Origin of the sequence: Micromonospora sp. NPDC049366 (genome assembly GCF_044466625.1) — a bacterium.
In the GTDB taxonomy this organism is placed as follows: domain Bacteria; phylum Actinomycetota; class Actinomycetes; order Mycobacteriales; family Micromonosporaceae; genus Micromonospora.
Genome location: NZ_JBITMV010000016.1, coordinates 187439 through 204497, shown reverse-complemented (window position 1 = coordinate 204497; position 17059 = coordinate 187439). Strand labels below are relative to the sequence as shown.

Here is a 17059-nt window from a genome sequence, read left to right as displayed (position 1 = left end):
GCCCCTATTGTCACTTGTGCGGGGGCTTATCCCCTCAGTAAAGGTGAATTCGAAAACCGTGTCGTCTCAGCTTCGGTCCGCTACGACGATCTGCCCGCGCAGGTCGTCGAGGAGCGCGGCGCTGTCGGCCACGTCCAGCCGGGTGAAGACGCCGGTCGCGATGCTGCCGTGGTCGACCGAGGTGCAGACCACCACGCCCGTCCCGTCGGTACGGCCCACCGCGCAGCGCGCGTACCGGCCACGGACACCGGTGTCGACCGTCTCGACCGACTCGAGCCGGTACCGCTCGGTGAGCCGGGCGATCTCGGCGTCCGCGTCCGCCTCCGGGGTCGGCCGGAAGCCGGTCCCGCCGAAGACCGTGACCCGCTTGCCGTCCGACGTGGCGTACACGCCCGCGAACGTCTCCTCGGCCAGCCAGTGCGCCTTGCGCACCTCGGCCTCCAACTGGCGGGCGGCCTGCTTGCTGCTGCCGTCCTCGCGCAGCGCCAGGTCGTTCACCTGGGCGGGAAGGCTGGCGTTGGCCGGGTACTGCGTCCAGATCGGCATGCCGTAGTAGGCCGGGCAGCCGCAGCAGCAGGCCAGCGTGAGCAGCAGCAACCAGGGCCAACGGCGTCGCTTGCGGACGGGCACCGGCACGTACCCCCGGGGTGCCTGCCAGCCGGGCGGCGGCGCGGCCCCGCGCTTCGACCGCCGCTGCTTCGGCGGTGCCGGCGGCGCGGGCGGTGCCGGACGGGCTGTGACCGGTGGCCGGGCCCCCGGGAACGGTGACGTGGGAGGCGGCGACACGGGCCGGGCGGGCGACACCGGCGCCGGGTGGGCGGCCGGGGGCGGCGACATCGGGTACGGCGGCATCGCCTGCGGCGGAGCCGGGTGCGGTGGCCTCGCGTGCGGTGGCGGGACCGGCACCGGGGCGGCCTCCCCCGGATAGGGGTGCGTGGGTGGCGGCGCCGGATAGGGCAGCGTCGGTGGCAGCGGTGGCAACTCCGCCGAGGGCAGCTCCCAGCCGCCGGTGTCCGCGCCCGCCCACGGGTCGACGGGCGCCCGGTGCTCCGGTAGCTCCGGCGACGCGGGCGGCACCGGGGTCGGCTCGGCCGACTCGCCCCAGGCGCGCTTGCGCGGCGACGGTGGCGGGACGGCGGCGGAGCCGCTCCAGCGCGGCGGCGTCGGATCGCTCACCGCCTCGACGGCGGGCATCCGGCGCGTGCCAGTGGGCCCGGACGCGGGCGCGGTGGGCTCGTCGGTCCCGTCAGGCGTGGCCCGCTGCCCGCCCGAAGCGTCCTGCTCCGTCGGGTCGGACGCTGCCTCGCGTTTCGTGGGGTCGGCCGCTGGCACGGACTCGGCTTGTGGCACGGACCCGGCGTGCGGCACGGGGTGCGTCTCGGGCGCGGACTCGGCTTGCGGCACGGCGTCGGTCTCCGGCGCGCGTTCCGACTGCGGCGCGCGTTCCGACTGGGGCGCGGACGGGGCCGCCGGGTCCGGGCGGGAGACGCTCTCCGGCGGTGCGGGGGAGGAGGCGGTGTCTCCGGCGACGGTCGGCTCGTGGGCCGACCCGGCACCCGGGGTGTTCCCGTCGGCCGGCCGGTGTGCCTCCGGCGGCGGCTCCGACATCGCGGCAATCTCCTCTCGCGCCGGTCCGAGGTTAGTACCGCGCTGCCACCCGCCGGGACCCGCCCAGCGTCCGGCCGCGTGCGTGAGATGTCGGGTGCCGGCCGGCCGGGCACGGCGCTCGGCGGTGACCAGGGGCAGTGACCAGGGCGCGGTCCGGGGTGGCGGCTCCGGCCGGTGACACGGCGGGGTCGGTGAGCGCCCGGGCCTCGCCGCGCGGGCGTGCGCGCGGGGTTCGCCGGGCGGGCGCGTACCCTTGGGCATCATGAGCGTCCCGTCCACCAACTCGCGCCCCGTCGCGGCCAACTCCGTCTGGCCCCGCCTGGAGCCGCTGCTTCCCCAGGTGACCAAGCCCATCCAGTACGTGGGTGGCGAACTGGGCGCCGTGGTCAAGGACTGGGACGCGGCGACCGTGCGTTGGGCGTTGATGTACCCGGACGCGTACGAGGTCGGCCTGCCCAACCAGGGTGTCCAGATCCTCTACGAGGTGCTCAACGAGCTGCCCGACGTGCTCGCCGAGCGGACGTACGCGGTCTGGCCGGACCTGGAGAAGCTGATGCGCGCCCACGGCGTGCCGCAGTTCACCGTCGACGCTCACCGTCCGGTGCGCGACTTCGACGTGTTCGGCGTCTCGTTCTCCACCGAGCTGGGCTACACCAACCTGCTCAACGCCATCAGCCTGGCCGGCATCCCGCTGCTCGCGGCCGACCGGACCGACGCCGACCCGGTGATCCTGGCCGGCGGGCACGCCGCCTTCAACCCGGAGCCGATCGCCGACTTCATCGACGCCGCCGTCCTCGGCGACGGCGAGGAGGCGGTCCTGGAGATCACCGCGATCGTCCGGGAGTGGAAGGCGGAGGGCTCCCCGGGCGGCCGGGACGAGCTGCTGCTGCGGCTGGCCCGCACCGAGAGCGTCTACGTGCCGCGCTTCTACGACGTGGACTACCTGCCGGACGGCCGGATCCAGCGGGTCGTGCCCAACCGGGCCGACGTGCCGTTCCGGGTGCACAAGCGCACCACGATGGACCTGGACGCCTGGCCGTACCCGAAGAAGCCCCTGGTCCCGCTCGCCGAGACGGTCCACGAGCGGTACGCGGTGGAGATCTTCCGTGGCTGCACGCGGGGCTGCCGGTTCTGCCAGGCCGGCATGATCACCCGTCCGGTGCGGGAGCGCTCGATCACGACCGTCGGCCAGATGGTGCAGCAGGGGCTGGAGTTCTCCGGCTTCCACGAGGTCGGGCTGCTCTCGCTCTCCTCCGCCGACCACTCCGAGATCGGCGACATGTGCTCGGGCCTGGCCCAGCAGTACGAGGGCACCAACGTCTCGCTGTCGCTGCCCTCGACCCGCGTGGACGCCTTCAACATCGACCTGGCGCAGGAGCTGTCCCGCAACGGGCGGCGCACCGGCCTGACCTTCGCCCCGGAGGGCGGGTCGGAGCGGATCCGCAAGGTCATCAACAAGATGGTGTCGAAGGACGACCTGATTCGTACGGTCGTCACCGCGTACACCAACGGCTGGCGGCAGGTGAAGCTCTACTTCATGTGCGGCCTGCCCACCGAGACCGACGACGACGTCCTCGAGATCGCGGACATGGCGCACGAGGTCATCCGCGCCGGCCGCGCCGCCACCGGCTCGAAGGACATCCGCTGCACGGTCTCCATCGGCGGGTTCGTGCCGAAGCCGCACACCCCGTTCCAGTGGGCGGCGATGGAGCGGCCCGAGGTGATCGACGGCCGGTTGAAGCTGCTCAAGCAGGCGATCAACGCCGACCGGTCGCTGGGTCGGGCGATCGGCTTCCGCTACCACGACGGCGAGCCGTCGCTCATCGAGGGCCTGCTGAGCCGTGGTGACCGCCGGGTGGGCGCGGTGATCCGCAAGGTGTGGGAGAACGGCGGCCGCTTCGACGGCTGGAGTGAGCACTTCTCCTACCAGCGCTGGGTGGACGCCGCCGCCGAGGTGCTGCCCGCGTTCGGGGTGGACCTCGACTGGTACACCACCCGGGAGCGGGAGGAGCTGGAGGTCCTGCCCTGGGACCACCTGGACTCCGGCCTGGACAAGGACTGGCTCTGGCAGGACTGGCAGGACTCCCTCTCCGAGTACGAGCAGGACGACTGCCGGTGGACCCCGTGCTTCGACTGCGGCGTCTGCCCCGCCATGGACACCGAGATCCAGATCGGCCCGACCGGCAAGAAGCTGCTCCCGCTCACCCCGGTCAACGGTGGCGGCCTGCGGGTTCCGTCCGCCACCTGAGGCCGGTCCCACGCCCCTCGGCTCTGGGTGCGTCGCCGCGCGCCGCGTCCGCTACCGTGTCCGACGTCGGCGCGTGCCCGGCGCCGACAGCCGCTGCGGTCGCGGCGCCGTGACCTGAACCGTGGGGGACGATGGTGCTGCACACCGGTGCGGAGCAGGAGAAGGCTGCCCCGGAGCGGGAGCGCTCGGCCGCGACACGCGAGCCGGACGCCGCCGCCGGGCGCGACGCTCGAGCCGACGGCGACGTCGCGGTCGAGCCGGACCGTCCGGACGCACCCCCGACCGTGCGGCGGCGACCCGGGCCGTCCCGGCGCCTCGTCGTCGTGCTGCTCGTGCTGGGCTGGCTGGCCGGGGTCGCCTGGCGGGTCTGGCTGTCCCGCTCGGTGCAGATGCCGATCGCGCACACGGACGAGGACAGCTACCTCAACGCCGCCCGGGTCTTCGCCGGCGGGCCTGGGGGCTACAGCTCGGAGAACAGCGTCCTGCGGCGGGCCGGCTACCAACTTCTGATCTCGCCGGCCTTCCTCGGCGACCACAGCTTCACCACCAGCTACGGCCTGGTCCGGCTGATCAACGCGATGGTCAACGCGGCCCTGCTGCCGCTGGCGTACCTGCTGGGCACCCGGGTGCTGCGGGTGTCTCGCTGGCCGGCCCTCGGTATCGCGGCCGTCGCGGCGACCATGCCGGCGACCGTCTTCTACTCGCTCTTCGCGCTGACCGACTCCGTGCTGGCGGCGCTGACCGTCGCCTGGATCCTGCTGCTCGCCGCCTGGCTGCGCCGGCCGAACCGGCCGCTCGCCGCGTTCGGCGCCAGCGCCGCGGCGGGCGCGTACTACCTGATCCACGTCCGGGGCACGGTCGTCCTCGCCGTGCACCTCGCCGTCGTGCTGGTCTGGGTGGTGCGCCGCCGGGCGGGTCTGCGGCCGTTGGGGGTCGTGCTGGCCACGGCCGCGGCGGCCGTCGTCCTCAACGAGGTGCTGATCCGGCTGCTCGACGGCAAGCTGGCGCTCGCCGGGTCCGACCCGGGCGGGAGCACCCTGCGGGCGTTGCTCAGCACCAAGGGCGCCGGCTTCGTGTTGGCCAGCCTCGCCACCCAGACGTGGTACGTGCTGGTGATCACCGGTGGGCTGGCGGCGCTCGGCTGGTTCGCCGCCGCGCGCCTGGCGCTGGGCCGACGCACCGACCCGGCGCAGCGCTGGCTGGCGCTGGCCGCGCTCGCCGCGACCGTCGGCGTCGCGCTGGGCTGCGCGCTCATCCTGGTCGGCGTGCCGTCGGCCACCCGCGACGCGGCGTACGCCCGCTACATCCACGCGTTCGCGCCGCTCTGGATGGTGTACGGCCTCGCGGTCGTGTTCCGTGCCCGGCGGCGCGCTCTCCTCACCGGCTACGCGGTGGCCGCCGCCCTGACCGCCGCCGGCGGCGGGTTCGTCGCGTGGCGGCTCTCCGACGCGGTCCGGCACGGCTCGCCGCTGCGCTACGGGGTCTTCGGCGCGCCCGACCTGATGGCGATGACCGCCGGCTGGACCAGCATCCGGCCCCTGGTCGGCACCGCGGTCAGCCTCGCCGTCGGCACCGCGGTGGTGCTGCTCGCCCGGTTCCGGTGGGGCTGGCAGCCGGTGCTGGCCGCGGTGGTGGCCGGCCACCTCGCGATGATGGGCCTGCTGGCCGACCGGGTGCTGGCTCCGCTGAGCGTCTCCCTGTCGCCGACCCCGACCCTGGCGCAGCTGGGCCTGCGGGAGGGCGAGTCGGTGGCCACCAGCTCCGCCTACCACCTGGGCATCCGGCTGAACCAGGAGCACTCGATCACCTGGATGTCCGTGCCGAACTTCGTCTCGCAGCCGCCCGCCTCCGCCGACGTGGTGGTGGCGCGCTGGTACCCGCAGCCCGGGGCGCGGCACAGTTGGGATTGGGACGGCACGAAGTACGGGTATCACCGGATCGGCGGGAACCCCGACCAGCACTGGTCGCTGTGGCGTCGCAACGACTGACCCGTCCCCGGTCCGCCCGGGCGCGCCCGGTGTCCGAGCTGTCCGTTCCCGTTGTCCGGGTCGTCCGTCTCCGGGGAGGCGAGTGGCCGGTCGGGCGGACGCCGCGCGAGGATGGCAGCAACAGATCGAACAAGGAGCAGGACGATCAGTAAGAGACCACAGCCCGAGGGCGGGCAGGCACCCGTCGTCCAGCGCGTCCGGATCCGGTACGCCAAGCGTGGCCCGCTGCGGTTCACCTCCCACCGGGACTTCGCCCGGGCCTTCGAGCGGGCCGTACGCCGAGCCGGCGTGCCCATCGCGTACTCGCAGGGCTTCACGCCGCACCCCAAGATCTCCTACGCCAGCGCCGCCCCGACGGGTGTGGCCAGCGAGGCGGAATACCTGGAGATCGGCCTCCAGGCGCCGGTCGACCCGGTGGCGCTGCGCGCCGCGCTGGACGCCGCGCTCTCGCCCGGCCTCGACGTGCTGGAGGCCGTGGTGGCGGGCGGCGGCAGCCTGGCCGACCGGATCGAGGCGTCGTCGTGGCGGATCGAGTTGCCGGAGGTCGACGCGGCGGTGGTCCGCGCTGCGGTGGACGCGTTCACGGCCGCCGACGAGGTGCTGGTCGAGCGGATGACCAAGCAGGGCCGCCGCACCTTCGACGCCCGCAGCGCCGTGATTGCCATCGATGTGACGGGACCGGCCGAGACGCCTTCCGGGGGACCGGCCGTACCGTGTGCGATACTCGAAGTGGTCGTGCGGCAGGTCACCCCCTCCGTACGACCCGATGACGTCCTTTCCGGCCTCCGCGTGGTGGCCGACCTGGAGCCGCCGGTTCCACCACGGGTGACCCGGCTGGCTCAGGGCACGCTGACCGCGCAGGGCGAGATCGTGGATCCGTTGGACGCGGACCGCGACGGGGCAACCATCGGTGGGCACTGACCGACGGTCAGTGCCCAGGTAGGCAGACTTCGGCCGGTCGCGCACCGCGTGCCCGGCGGAAACACCTTTGCGGCGACCCTGCGTGGCAGCGCTCACCCGCGCCCGGGGCAGCCAGAACTGGAGAACGTCCATGCTCGAGAACGAGCCCGAGGGCGGCGAACGGACCGGCTCACAGCCGGCCGGTGACACCGCCGAGCAGCACGGCCAGGTCGACGGCGGCGCCGTCGGTAGCACCGCCGGGGCGGAGGGCGGCGGCGAGACCGCTGCCGCAGCCCCGGTCAAGCGCGCCCGGGCCAGCCGCCGCCGGACCACCCCGGTCAACCAGCCGGAGCAGACCGACGCGCCGATCGAGGCGCCCGCCGCGGGCACCGGCAGCGGGGAGTCCCCGCAGGCCGAGGTGCTCGCGCCGATCTCCGGCGACCTGGACACCCCGGCGAAGGCGACACGTCGCCGGCGCAAGGCGACCACCACCAAGGCCGCCGAGGAACCGCTGGTCGTGGCGTCGGCCGAGGAGGCCGGCGCCGAGGTGGTGCCGCCGGTCAAGGTGACGCGTACGCGGCGCAAGAAGACCGCCCCCGCGGCGGCCGAGCCGACCGCGGAGACGCTGGCCGAGGCCGCCGGCCTGCCGGCGGACGAGCCTGGCGTCCGGCCGACCGAGCCGGCCACCGACGAGGCCCTCGACACGGAGGCCCCCGCGCCCGAGAGCGGGCCGGCGAGCACCGAGGACCGGCCGGCCCTCGGCGGCGCCGAGGCGCAGTCCGGCGAGGTGTCGCCCGGTGTGGCGGTGCCCGGGACGGCCGAGCCCGCCGAGGTCGTCGAGCCGGAGCAGCCGCGCACCCGCCGCCGACGGGCGGCGCTCTCCGCGCCCACCGTCCTGTTCATGGCACCGCAGGCGGAGGCGCCGCCGGCCCGCGTGGTCGAGCCGGCTCCCGCTCCGGTGCCCACCGTCGAGGAGCCGGCCGCCGAGGAGCTGGCCGAGCCGGCCCGCCGCCGGCGGCGCGGTCGTCGCGAAATCGAGCCGGTGGAGCCGGTCGAGGCCGAGGAGGAGTTGGCCGAGGAGGCCGGCGAGGCCGTCGAGGCGGACGAGGACGAGGACGAGGAGACCGCGGCCGGCCGCCGCCGGCGCCGGCGCGGTCGCCGTGGCCGGGGTCGCGGCAAGGGCGGGGCCGACGAGGCCGAGGACGAGGAGGCCGAGGAGCCGGCGCAGGCCGAGGCCGAGGACGAGGGCGACGAGGACGAGGAGGCCGAGGGCGGCGACGGGCTGACCCGGCGTCGGCGTCGGCGCCGCCGTCGGGGCGCGGGCGACGTCGAGGCGGGCGCCGACGACGGCGTCCCCACCGTGGTCAAGATCCGCGAGCCGCGCCGCACCGTCGACGAGGTCCAGGGCGTCTCCGGCTCGACCCGGCTGGAGGCCAAGCGCCAGCGCCGCCGGGACGGGCGGGAGCAGCGGCGTACGCGGCCGCCGATTCTCAGTGAGTCGGAGTTCCTGGCCCGTCGGGAGGCGGTCGACCGGGTGATGGCGGTCCGTCAGCGCGGCGACCGCACCCAGATCGCGGTGCTGGAGGACGGGGTGCTGGTCGAGCACTACGTCACCCGCAACTCGTCCGGGACCATGGCCGGCAACGTCTACCTGGGCAAGGTGCAGAACGTTCTGCCCAGCATGGAGGCGGCGTTCGTCGACGTCGGCCGGGGCCGCAACGCGGTCCTCTACGCCGGCGAGGTCAACTGGGACACCACCGGTCTGGAGGGGCGGGCCCGCTCGATCGAGCAGGCGCTCAAGTCCGGCGACTCGGTGCTGGTCCAGGTCACCAAGGACCCGATCGGGCACAAGGGCGCCCGCCTGACGAGCCACATCGCGCTCTCCGGACGCCACCTGGTCTACGTGCCGAACGGCAACGCCTCGGGCATCAGCCGGAAGCTGCCGGACACCGAGCGCAAGCGGCTGCGGGACGTGCTGAAGAAGCTCGTCCCCGACGGCGCGGGCGTGATCGTCCGGACGGCCGCCGAGGGCGCCAGCGAGGACGAGCTCGCCCGGGACGTCAAGCGTCTCCAGGCGCAGTGGGAGGACATCCAGGCCAAGGCCGCCGAGGGCGGCGCGCCGGTGCTGCTCTACGAGGAGCCCGACCTGGTGATCCGGGTGGTGCGGGACCTGTTCAACGAGGACTTCCGCGAGCTGGTGATCGAGGGCGAGCAGTCGTACGACATGGTCGAGTCGTACCTGTCGCACGTCTCGCCGGACCTGGTGGCCCGGCTGCGCCGGCACGTCGGCACGACCGACGTCTTCGCCGAGTACCGGGTCGACGAGCAGATCATCAAGGGTCTCGACCGGAAGGTCTTCCTGCCCTCGGGTGGTTCGCTGGTGATCGACCGCACCGAGGCGATGACGGTGGTCGACGTCAACACCGGTAAGTACACGGGTGCCGGCGGCAACCTGGAGGAGACGGTCACCCGCAACAACCTGGAGGCCGCGGAGGAGATCGTCCGTCAGCTGCGGCTGCGGGACATCGGCGGCATCGTGGTGATCGACTTCATCGACATGGTGCTCGAGTCGAACCGGGAGCTGGTGCTGCGTCGGCTGACCGAGTGCCTCGGCCGGGACCGGACCAAGCACCAGGTCACCGAGATCACCTCGCTCGGCCTGGTCCAGATGACGCGCAAGCGGATCGGGGCCGGCCTGCTGGAGGCGTTCAGCGAGACCTGCGAGTGCTGCAAGGGTCGCGGCGTGATCATCCATACCGAGCCGGTGCCGGAGAAGCCGCGCGGCGGCGGGGCCGGCGAGAAGGTCAAGGCGGTCGCGTCGGCGGTCGCCACGCCGGCTGCCGAGACGACCGGCACGTCGCGGCGCCGGGCCCGCAAGGGTGCGTCGGCGGAGCGGACCGTGGCGGAGGTCACCGAGGCGGAGCCGGCCCCGGCGGCCGAGCCGGCCGCCGCGACCGGCACGGACACCGACTACTACGACACCATGGGCTACGACCTGTCCCGCTACGAGGCGGACACCGCCGCCGCCCCGGCGGTCGCCGACAGCCAGGAGGGCGACTCCGCCCGGCTGGCCGCGGCCGACGACCCGGACGCGCTTGGCGAGGACGGCGACGAGGAGGCCGCCGACGGCGCCGTCGGCCGGCGTCGGTCCCGCCGTGGTGGTGCCCGGCGGCGTACCCGCCCGTGAGCGGCTGACCAGGCAGATGTTTGGCAGGGCCCCGTACCCGGCAATGTGACCGGGGGCGGGGCCCTGCCCCGTCCCGGCCCGGAGGCGGCCTGCGCCGACCCGCTGCGCGGGCCGGAACGGACGCTGCTCAGGAGGAGACGATGCGCCGCCTGCTCGCCGCCGCCCTGGTGATCGGCCTCTCGTCCGTGGCGGGCTGCGCCCCCGACGGTCCGCCCACCGACACGCCCGCCACCGGGGTGGCGGAGACGGGCGCCACCGGCTCGGCGGGTGCCGGCCCGGCCACGGGCGGGAACAGCCCCACGGTCTGCGCCGCCGCCCGGCAGGCGGGCGCCGCGGCCCTGGGGACGTACGTGGCGGAGGTCGGTCGGATGGTCGCGGCGATCGGCGCGAACGACAGCGCGACCGCCGAGGCCGCCCGCCGGCGGGCCGAGGCCGCGCTCGCCGGCTGGCGGGCCACCCTGCGGCAGGAGTCGGCCCGGGCCGGCGACCCGGAGCTGAAGACGCTGCTCAGCGACATGGAGACCGAGGTCGCCGCGATGGGCGCCGACGTCGACGCGATCGACGAGACCGCGCTGGACCGGCTCCAGCAGCGCCTCGACCAGCTCTGCCCACGCTGAGCAGCAGGGGCGGTTTGGGTGGCGGGCCGGTCATGGCGTACCCTTGCCGATGGCGCACTTTGGTGTGCCGAGTTCCCGCGTGCCCGCGCCGCCGTGCCACTGCTACCCGGCGAGCCGCCGTGGGAACGACCGCCAGCAGCCTCAACGACAGGGAGTCCGCCTCCGATGTACGCGATCGTCAAGACCGGCGGCAAGCAGTACAAGGTCGCCGAGGGCGACGTGATCGAGGTCGAGAAGCTCGTCGGTGCCCCCGGCGACGCGGTGAAGCTCACCGCGGTGCTCCTCGTCGACGGTGACGACCTGGTGACCGACGCGGCGAAGCTTGCCAAGGTCGCGGTGTCCGGCGAGATCGCCGCGCACACCAAGGGCCCGAAGATCCGGATCCACAAGTTCAAGAACAAGACCGGCTACCACAAGCGCCAGGGTCACCGCCAGCCGCTGACCCAGGTCAAGGTGACCGGCATCTCCAGCGGGAAGTAGGTCGTCCTCCAATGGCTCACAAAAAGGGTGCGTCCAGCTCGCGTAACGGTCGCGATTCCGCGGCCCAGCGGCTCGGCGTGAAGCGCTTCGGTGGTCAGGTCGTCAGCGCGGGTGAGATCCTCATCCGTCAGCGTGGCACCAAGTTCCACCCCGGTGACCTGGTCGGCCGTGGCGGCGACGACACGCTGTTCGCGCTGGCCGCCGGCTCGGTCCAGTTCGGCACCAAGCGCGGCCGCAAGACCGTCAGCATCGTGCCGCAGCAGTAGTTCGACGGCGTCGCGGGCCGGGACCTCGGGTCCCGGCCCGCTTCGCTTTTCTCGTGCGGGACGGTTCCCGCTGGAAGGATTGACGACGTGACGATGTTCGTTGACCGGGTCGTCCTGCACCTGCAGGCCGGCGACGGCGGGCACGGCTGTGTCTCGATCCACCGGGAGAAGTTCAAGCCCTTCGGCGGCCCGGACGGCGGCAACGGCGGGCACGGCGGCAGCGTCTCGCTGGTCGTCGACCCGCAGGTGACCACCCTGCTCGACTTCCACTTCCGCCCCCACGTGAAGGCCCCCAACGGCAAGGGTGGCGCCGGCTCGAACCGCGACGGCGCCAACGGCTCCGACCTGGTGCTCAAGGTGCCCAACGGCACCGTCGTGCAGGCGCCCGACGGCACCGTGCTGGCCGACCTGGTGGGCGTCGGCACCACCTTCGAGGCGGCCCGGGGCGGGCGCGGCGGCCGGGGCAACGCGTCGCTGGCCAACGCCCGTCGCAAGGCGCCCGGCTTCGCCGAGCTGGGTGAGCCCGGCGACAAGCTCGACGTGGTGCTGGAGCTGAAGAGCGTCGCCGACGTCGGCCTGGTCGGCTTCCCGTCGGCCGGCAAGTCCTCGCTGATCTCGGTGATCTCCGCGGCCAAGCCGAAGATCGCCGACTACCCGTTCACCACGCTGGTGCCCAACCTCGGCGTGGTTCGGGTGGACAACCACACCTTCACCGTCGCCGACGTGCCCGGCCTGATCCCGGGCGCGGCCAGCGGGAAGGGCCTGGGCCTGGAGTTCCTCCGCCACATCGAGCGCTGCTCCGTGCTGGTGCACGTCATCGACACGGCGACGCTGGAGCCGGGCCGGGACCCGCTGGCCGACATCGACACCATCGAGGCGGAGCTGAACGAGTACGGCGGCCTGGCCGACCGGCCGCGGCTGGTGGCGCTGAACAAGGTCGACGTGCCGGACGGCCGGGACCTCGCCGAGATCGTCCGCCCCGACCTGGAGGCGCGCGGCTTCCGGGTGTTCGAGGTGTCCGCGGCCACCCGCGAAGGGCTCAAGGAGCTCACCTTCGCCATGGCCGAGCTGGTCGAGGAGGCCCGGGCAGCGGCGCCGCCCGCCGAGCCGACCCGCATCGTGATCCGCCCGAGGGCGGTGGACGACGCCGGGTTCACCGTCGAGGCGGAGCCGGACGGCTCGTACACCGTGCGCGGTGCGCGCCCGGAGCGCTGGGTCCGGCAGACGAACTTCGACAACGACGAGGCGATCGGCTACCTGGCCGACCGGCTGGCCCGGCTCGGCGTGGAGGAGAAGCTGGCGAAGGCCGGTGCTCAGGCCGGCGACCTGGTGCGCATCGGCGAGCGCGAGTTCGACTGGCAGCCCACCCTCTACGCCGGTGTCGAGTTCACTCCGGGTAACCGCGGCACGGACGTGCGGCTGGAGGAGAAGTCGACGCGGGCCAACGCCGCCGAGCGCCTCGCCGCCCGGAAGGCGCGCCGGCAGCGGCCGGACGACGAGATCGAGGCGGCGGCGTCGACCGACGCGACCGACGACCTGGACGACGTCGACGACGCCGAATAGCTCGGTACCGTCCGTGATCGGGTCGTTTGCCGTAAACCTGGCAGAAATCCGCCGGGCCTAATGTGGCCCAGTGCTGATCGAGTCGCGGGCGGCCACCGATCCGGAGATCGCCGCCCTGGTCACCGCCCAGCAGCGTGAGCTGCGCGAGGCAGACGGCGGTCTGGACGGGCAGGTGAGCGTCACCCACGACGACATCCGCTATCTCGCCGGGGTGCTCAACGGCCGGGCGGTCGCCTGTGGCGGTCTCCAGGCGCTGGACGAGGGCACCGGCGAGGTCAAGCGGATGTACGTGCGGCCGTCGTTCCGGGGTCGGGGGATCGCGCGTCAGTTGCTGGCCGCCCTGGAGGAGTTGGCCTTCCGGCGCGGGCACTCGGTGGTGTGCCTGGAGACCGGGACCTATCTGCCGGCCGCGATCGCGCTCTACACCTCGTCCGGCTACGAGCCGATCCCGGTCTACGGCGAGTACGTGGACAACCCGTACAGCGTCTGCTTCGCCAAACGCCTACCCGTCCGCGCGTAACCGGCACCCAGCCCGTCCCGCCGCCCGGTTGTGCCCGTCGCCTCGGCGTGTCGCGGCGGATAACTTCATGATCAGCGCGAGGGGTAGGGGTGCGTGGGCGGCGGGTGGGGTCGGTCAGGAGCCGGTTTGGGCGTGGGGGACGGTGACCGGCTTGGACTCGGGTGAGGCGTGCTGGCGCAGGACGATGCTCAGCACGATCAGGGTGCCGACCGCCAGGAACTCGCTCTGCCAGTTCTGCATGGACTGGAACCAGAAGTCGCTCGTGCCGAGGAACTGCCAGGCGCTGACCGGCGGTGCGCCGCTCTCCAACGCCTGCTCGGCGTTGTACGCGGCCGTGCCGCCGAGCAGGTGCCCGACGAACGAACCGGCGAAGATCAACAGGAGCGCGAGGGACAGGCTGTTCCGGTAGACCACCAGCGGCAGCCCGCCGACCCGGACCGGCCAGGGCGACTCGGGGGTGGCCCGGCGCTCGTCGTCCTCCGGCCGGTCGGTCTGACCCTCCGGCTTCGACTCGGCCGACCCCCGCTGCACCAGGTACGCGGTGAGCAGCACGTAGCCGCCCATCTGGAGGAACTCCGACTCCCAGTTCTCGAAGACGGCCTCGGCGAAGTGCCCGCTGGCGAGGTACGCCGGCCACCCGATCGGGTCCGCGCCGAACTCCACAAGCTCCTCGTTGTGCGTCTGCCAGCCGAACACGCTCTGCAGCACCAGGAAGACGAGGAACGCGGCGAACATCGCGACGGTCAACCCGTTGTTCCGTAACCAGCGCGGCACCCCGGCACCCCCTTCCGCTCGCGTCCCGATCACTGACCGTTGCCCCGGACGTCAAGCCGGCAAACGCCGGACCGGCGTGGCGTCGGCCGGCCGGAAGTGTCCGGACGGACGGGCGTACGACCCAGGCCAGGACGCCTCGGCCCAGGGCGGGGCGCGTACGACCCAGGGCGGGCGCGTACGAACGGGAACCGGCCGGGACCCGGGTCGGGTCGCCGGCCGGCGTGGGCGGTCGTGGCTCAGGGACGGTCGAAGGGCCGGTCCAGGCGGCCGCCGGTGCCGACCTGGTTGGAGAGGAGCAGGCCGAACGCGAGCATGCCGAAGCCGAGCCCCAGGTGCAGCCAGTCGTCGGCGTCGTTCAGCGGCAGGAAGTTGGCCACGCTCTCCTTGTTGACGGCGAAGCCGTACAGCCAGAGGCCCAGATAGATCGCGCCACCGGCGCCGAGGTAGACCCGGGCGCCGGCGACGCTGCGCGCCATCGCCAGGCCGAGGAGGCCGAAGAGCAGGTGCACCGAGTTGTGCAGGATCGACACCTGGAAGACGCCGAACAGCTTTGCCCCCGAGTGGTGGGTGGCCCCCTGCAACTGGTCGTAGTCCGTGGTGACGCCGGGAATGAAGCCCAGCACTCCGACGACGAGGAAGACCAGGCCCACCGCCGCCGCGGCCAGCTGGACCAGGGGTTTCGGACCCGCCGGTCGGCCCCCGCGTGCGCCCCGTGCCATCGATGCCACCTCCGTGGTCCGTCCCGCCCGCCACTACGTGTGCGGGCCCGGAGGTGAGAACTTCTCAACCTCACGACCGGTGACGCGACGTCACACAGCCCGACGATCCTCCATTTTGAAGTCGACTCCGACGTCGGCGCAGAGAAATGAACGAACAGGTATGGACTCGGCGACCCAGGGTAGGTGAATCGGCGTCGGCGGCGCGTTCGGCCGCTGAAATCCCCAGGACTACCGCGACGACTTTCCGAGCGGAAGGGACATCATGACCTACGATCTGTCACCCACGCCGACGCCCTACGGCCAGGAGTCGACCAACGGCGGTGGCGTCCGCGAACAGGCCCGCCACGTCGGGTCGGAGGCCGCCCACGCGGGCGGCGCGGTCGCCGAGACCGCGAAGGAGCAGGGCAAGGAGGTCGGCCGCGAGGCCGCCCGGCAGGCCCGCAACCTGTACGGCGAGGCCCGCACCCAGCTCGCCGCCCAGACCGGTGAGCAGCAGCGCCGGGCCGCCGGCGGGCTCCGGTCGCTGGCCGACGAGATGCGCGCGATGGCCGACAACGGCGGCCAGGCCGGCCCGGTGAGCGAGCTGGCCCGCCAGGCCGCCGACCGGGTGCACGGCGTCGCCGGCTGGCTGGAGGCCCGCGAGCCCGGCGACCTCATCACCGAGGTACGCGACTACGCGCGGAACAACCCCGGCACCTTCCTCGTCGGCGCGGCCGTGCTCGGCGTGCTCGCCGGGCGGCTCACCCGCAACCTCGCCGCCGGTGGCGACTCCGGCGCCGGGCAGCACCAGGCCCCCGCCGCGTACGACCCGGAGCGGACCGCGGTCCTGCCCACCCCCACCCCCACCCCGCGCCCGGCCCCCGAGCAGGCGCCCCCGGGCGGCTACCTCGACCCGACCCCCGGCGCGTACGCCGACCCGCAGACCACCACCGGCTACGCCGACCCGGCGGGCGGCACCGGGCAGCCGCTGCCCCCGGTGACCCGGACCGACCCGCTGCCCGGCGTGCCGTCCAGCGGGAACGTGCGCCCGTGAGCGACCGAACCATCCGAAGGGAGGCGGCGGCATGAGCATGCCGACGCAGGGGCCCGGACTGGACTCCGGGCACGCCACCGGTGCTCCGCACACCGCGGCGGAGGTCAAGGGCAGTTCCCTCGGTGAGCTGATGCGCCAGGTCAGCACCGACCTGTCCACCCTGCTGCGGCAGGAGGTGGAGCTCGCCAAGGCCGAGATCCGCCAGGAGGGCCGCAAGGCGGGCAAGGCCGCCGGGCTCTTCGGCGGTGCCGGCTTCGGCGGCTACATGGTGGCGCTGTTCCTCTCGCTGGCCCTCTGGGCCGGGCTCGCCAACGTGATGGACGCCGGTTGGGCGGCGCTGATCGTCGCCGTCCTGTGGGGCGCGATCGCCGCGGTCCTCTACTCCATGGCCCGGAAGAACGCGCAGCGCGTACGGGGGCTCAGGCAGACCAACGAGAGCGTGCAGCGCATCCCCGACGCGCTCAAACCCCACCCGGAGGGAGTCACCCGATGAGCACCGACCCGGACCAGATCCGCCGGGAGATCGAAGCCACCCGCAGCAACCTGAGCTCCGATGTGGACGCGCTGGCGTACAAGGTCAGCCCCGGCCGCATCGTCGACGACCGCAAGCAGCGGGTCCGTACCGCGCTGCAGAATGTGAGGGACAAGGTCATGGGAACCGCGTCGGACCTCGGCCACGGCACCGGCCACGCCGCCCACTCGGTGGGCGACCGCGCCTCGTCCGCGGCCTCGACCGTCAGCGACGCCGCGCACTCGGCGGCCGCCACGGTGAGCGACGCCGCCCACCGGGCGCCGCAGGTCGTCCGCCAGAAGTCGGAGGGCAACCCGCTCGCCGCCGGCCTGATCGCGTTCGGCGTGGGCTGGCTCGCCTCCTCGCTGATCCCGGCCAGCCGCCGCGAACAGCAGGTGGCGACCCAGGTCAAGGAGAAGGCCGGCGAGCACGCCGGTGTGGTGAAGGAGAAGCTGACCGAGGTCGCCGGTGAGCTGAGGGACGAGCTGCGGGAGCCCGCGCAGCACGCCACCGAGTCGGTGAAGGCCACCGCCCAGGACGCGGTGGAGGTCGTCAAGGACGACAGCCGCTCCGCGGCGCAGGACGTCAAGGACCAGGCGCAGCACGCTCGCCAGCAGGTGGGCTCCTGACCGTTCCCCGGTCGTA

The 17059-nt window shown here is 73.6% G+C and carries 15 protein-coding genes; 12 read left to right on the top strand and 3 right to left on the bottom strand.

The features are described 5' to 3' along the window. Positions 1-66: 66 nt before the first annotated feature. Complete coding sequence (locus ACIBTV_RS23150) at positions 67-1608, bottom strand: hypothetical protein (protein ID WP_396707947.1); 1542 nt, start codon at positions 1606-1608, stop codon at positions 67-69. A 262-nt stretch (positions 1609-1870) separates the two neighbouring features. Here ACIBTV_RS23150 and ACIBTV_RS23145 point away from each other — a divergent pair, with 262 nt between their 5' ends. The 9 genes from ACIBTV_RS23145 to ACIBTV_RS23105 all read left to right on the top strand — a co-directional run bounded on the left by ACIBTV_RS23145 (position 1871) and on the right by ACIBTV_RS23105 (position 13377). Next, positions 1871-3856, top strand: coding sequence for a TIGR03960 family B12-binding radical SAM protein (locus ACIBTV_RS23145; RefSeq protein ID WP_396707945.1), 1986 nt, complete (start codon positions 1871-1873; stop codon positions 3854-3856). Positions 3857-3987: 131 nt separating this feature from the next. Continuing rightward, complete coding sequence (locus ACIBTV_RS23140; RefSeq protein WP_396707943.1) at positions 3988-5844, top strand: hypothetical protein; 1857 nt, start codon at positions 3988-3990, stop codon at positions 5842-5844. Positions 5845-5955: 111 nt separating this feature from the next. Continuing rightward, on the top strand, positions 5956-6765 hold the full coding sequence (locus ACIBTV_RS23135) for a TIGR03936 family radical SAM-associated protein (protein ID WP_396707941.1): 810 nt from the start codon (positions 5956-5958) through the stop codon (positions 6763-6765). Positions 6766-6895: 130 nt separating this feature from the next. After that, positions 6896-9931 carry an Rne/Rng family ribonuclease gene (locus ACIBTV_RS23130; RefSeq protein WP_396707939.1) on the top strand — a complete coding sequence of 1012 codons (3036 nt, stop codon included), beginning with the start codon at positions 6896-6898 and terminating at the stop codon, positions 9929-9931. Positions 9932-10071: 140 nt separating this feature from the next. Continuing rightward, positions 10072-10548 carry a hypothetical protein gene (locus tag ACIBTV_RS23125; RefSeq protein WP_396707937.1) on the top strand — a complete coding sequence of 159 codons (477 nt, stop codon included), beginning with the start codon at positions 10072-10074 and terminating at the stop codon, positions 10546-10548. A 165-nt stretch (positions 10549-10713) separates the two neighbouring features. Further along, the gene (rplU, locus tag ACIBTV_RS23120) at positions 10714-11028 is read left to right on the top strand and encodes a 50S ribosomal protein L21 (RefSeq protein WP_088975625.1); all 315 of its coding nucleotides are present in this window, start codon (positions 10714-10716) and stop codon (positions 11026-11028) included. Between the two features lie 11 nt (positions 11029-11039). Further along, a complete protein-coding gene (gene rpmA, locus ACIBTV_RS23115) occupies positions 11040-11294 on the top strand; it encodes a 50S ribosomal protein L27 (protein ID WP_013288010.1) in 255 nt (84 codons plus the stop codon). An 87-nt stretch (positions 11295-11381) separates the two neighbouring features. Then, positions 11382-12857 carry a GTPase ObgE gene (obgE, locus tag ACIBTV_RS23110; RefSeq protein ID WP_396707934.1) on the top strand — a complete coding sequence of 492 codons (1476 nt, stop codon included), beginning with the start codon at positions 11382-11384 and terminating at the stop codon, positions 12855-12857. 70 nt (positions 12858-12927) lie between these two features. Then, the gene (locus ACIBTV_RS23105; protein WP_396707932.1) at positions 12928-13377 is read left to right on the top strand and encodes a GNAT family N-acetyltransferase; all 450 of its coding nucleotides are present in this window, start codon (positions 12928-12930) and stop codon (positions 13375-13377) included. 114 nt (positions 13378-13491) lie between these two features. Here ACIBTV_RS23105 and ACIBTV_RS23100 read toward each other — a convergent pair whose 3' ends face one another. Together ACIBTV_RS23100 and ACIBTV_RS23095 are read right to left on the bottom strand one after the other, a co-directional pair. Further along, positions 13492-14151 carry a DUF6766 family protein gene (locus tag ACIBTV_RS23100; protein ID WP_396707930.1) on the bottom strand — a complete coding sequence of 220 codons (660 nt, stop codon included), beginning with the start codon at positions 14149-14151 and terminating at the stop codon, positions 13492-13494. A gap of 236 nt (positions 14152-14387) precedes the next feature. Further along, positions 14388-14870, bottom strand: a complete 483-nt coding sequence (locus ACIBTV_RS23095; protein WP_396707929.1) for a DUF4383 domain-containing protein — start codon at positions 14868-14870, stop codon at positions 14388-14390. Between the two features lie 262 nt (positions 14871-15132). Here ACIBTV_RS23095 and ACIBTV_RS23090 point away from each other — a divergent pair, with 262 nt between their 5' ends. Genes ACIBTV_RS23090 through ACIBTV_RS23080 form a run of 3 tightly spaced genes read left to right on the top strand, consistent with a single transcriptional unit; the run spans position 15133 to position 17043 of the window. Further along, positions 15133-15903: a hypothetical protein gene (locus ACIBTV_RS23090; RefSeq protein ID WP_396707927.1), complete on the top strand. Its 771-nt coding sequence runs from the start codon at positions 15133-15135 to the stop codon at positions 15901-15903. A 31-nt stretch (positions 15904-15934) separates the two neighbouring features. Further along, positions 15935-16396, top strand: coding sequence for a phage holin family protein (locus ACIBTV_RS23085; protein ID WP_396707925.1), 462 nt, complete (start codon positions 15935-15937; stop codon positions 16394-16396). After that, on the top strand, positions 16393-17043 hold the full coding sequence (locus ACIBTV_RS23080; protein ID WP_396707923.1) for a DUF3618 domain-containing protein: 651 nt from the start codon (positions 16393-16395) through the stop codon (positions 17041-17043). Before ACIBTV_RS23085 ends, ACIBTV_RS23080 begins: the two co-directional genes overlap by 4 nt. Positions 17044-17059 lie beyond the last annotated feature (16 nt).

Coding starts and splice junctions, on each gene's coding strand:
- ACIBTV_RS23140 (WP_396707943.1), top strand. CDS start 3,988: ATGGTGCTGCACACCGGTGCGGAGCAGGAGAAGGCTGCCCCGGAGCGG.
- ACIBTV_RS23150 (WP_396707947.1), bottom strand. CDS start 1,608: ATGTCGGAGCCGCCGCCGGAGGCACACCGGCCGGCCGACGGGAACACC.
- ACIBTV_RS23090 (WP_396707927.1), top strand. CDS start 15,133: ATGACCTACGATCTGTCACCCACGCCGACGCCCTACGGCCAGGAGTCG.
- ACIBTV_RS23145 (WP_396707945.1), top strand. CDS start 1,871: ATGAGCGTCCCGTCCACCAACTCGCGCCCCGTCGCGGCCAACTCCGTC.
- ACIBTV_RS23130 (WP_396707939.1), top strand. CDS start 6,896: ATGCTCGAGAACGAGCCCGAGGGCGGCGAACGGACCGGCTCACAGCCG.
- ACIBTV_RS23125 (WP_396707937.1), top strand. CDS start 10,072: ATGCGCCGCCTGCTCGCCGCCGCCCTGGTGATCGGCCTCTCGTCCGTG.
- ACIBTV_RS23095 (WP_396707929.1), bottom strand. CDS start 14,870: ATGGCACGGGGCGCACGCGGGGGCCGACCGGCGGGTCCGAAACCCCTG.
- ACIBTV_RS23085 (WP_396707925.1), top strand. CDS start 15,935: ATGAGCATGCCGACGCAGGGGCCCGGACTGGACTCCGGGCACGCCACC.
- rplU (WP_088975625.1), top strand. CDS start 10,714: ATGTACGCGATCGTCAAGACCGGCGGCAAGCAGTACAAGGTCGCCGAG.
- ACIBTV_RS23135 (WP_396707941.1), top strand. CDS start 5,956: ATGGCAGCAACAGATCGAACAAGGAGCAGGACGATCAGTAAGAGACCA.
- ACIBTV_RS23080 (WP_396707923.1), top strand. CDS start 16,393: ATGAGCACCGACCCGGACCAGATCCGCCGGGAGATCGAAGCCACCCGC.
- rpmA (WP_013288010.1), top strand. CDS start 11,040: ATGGCTCACAAAAAGGGTGCGTCCAGCTCGCGTAACGGTCGCGATTCC.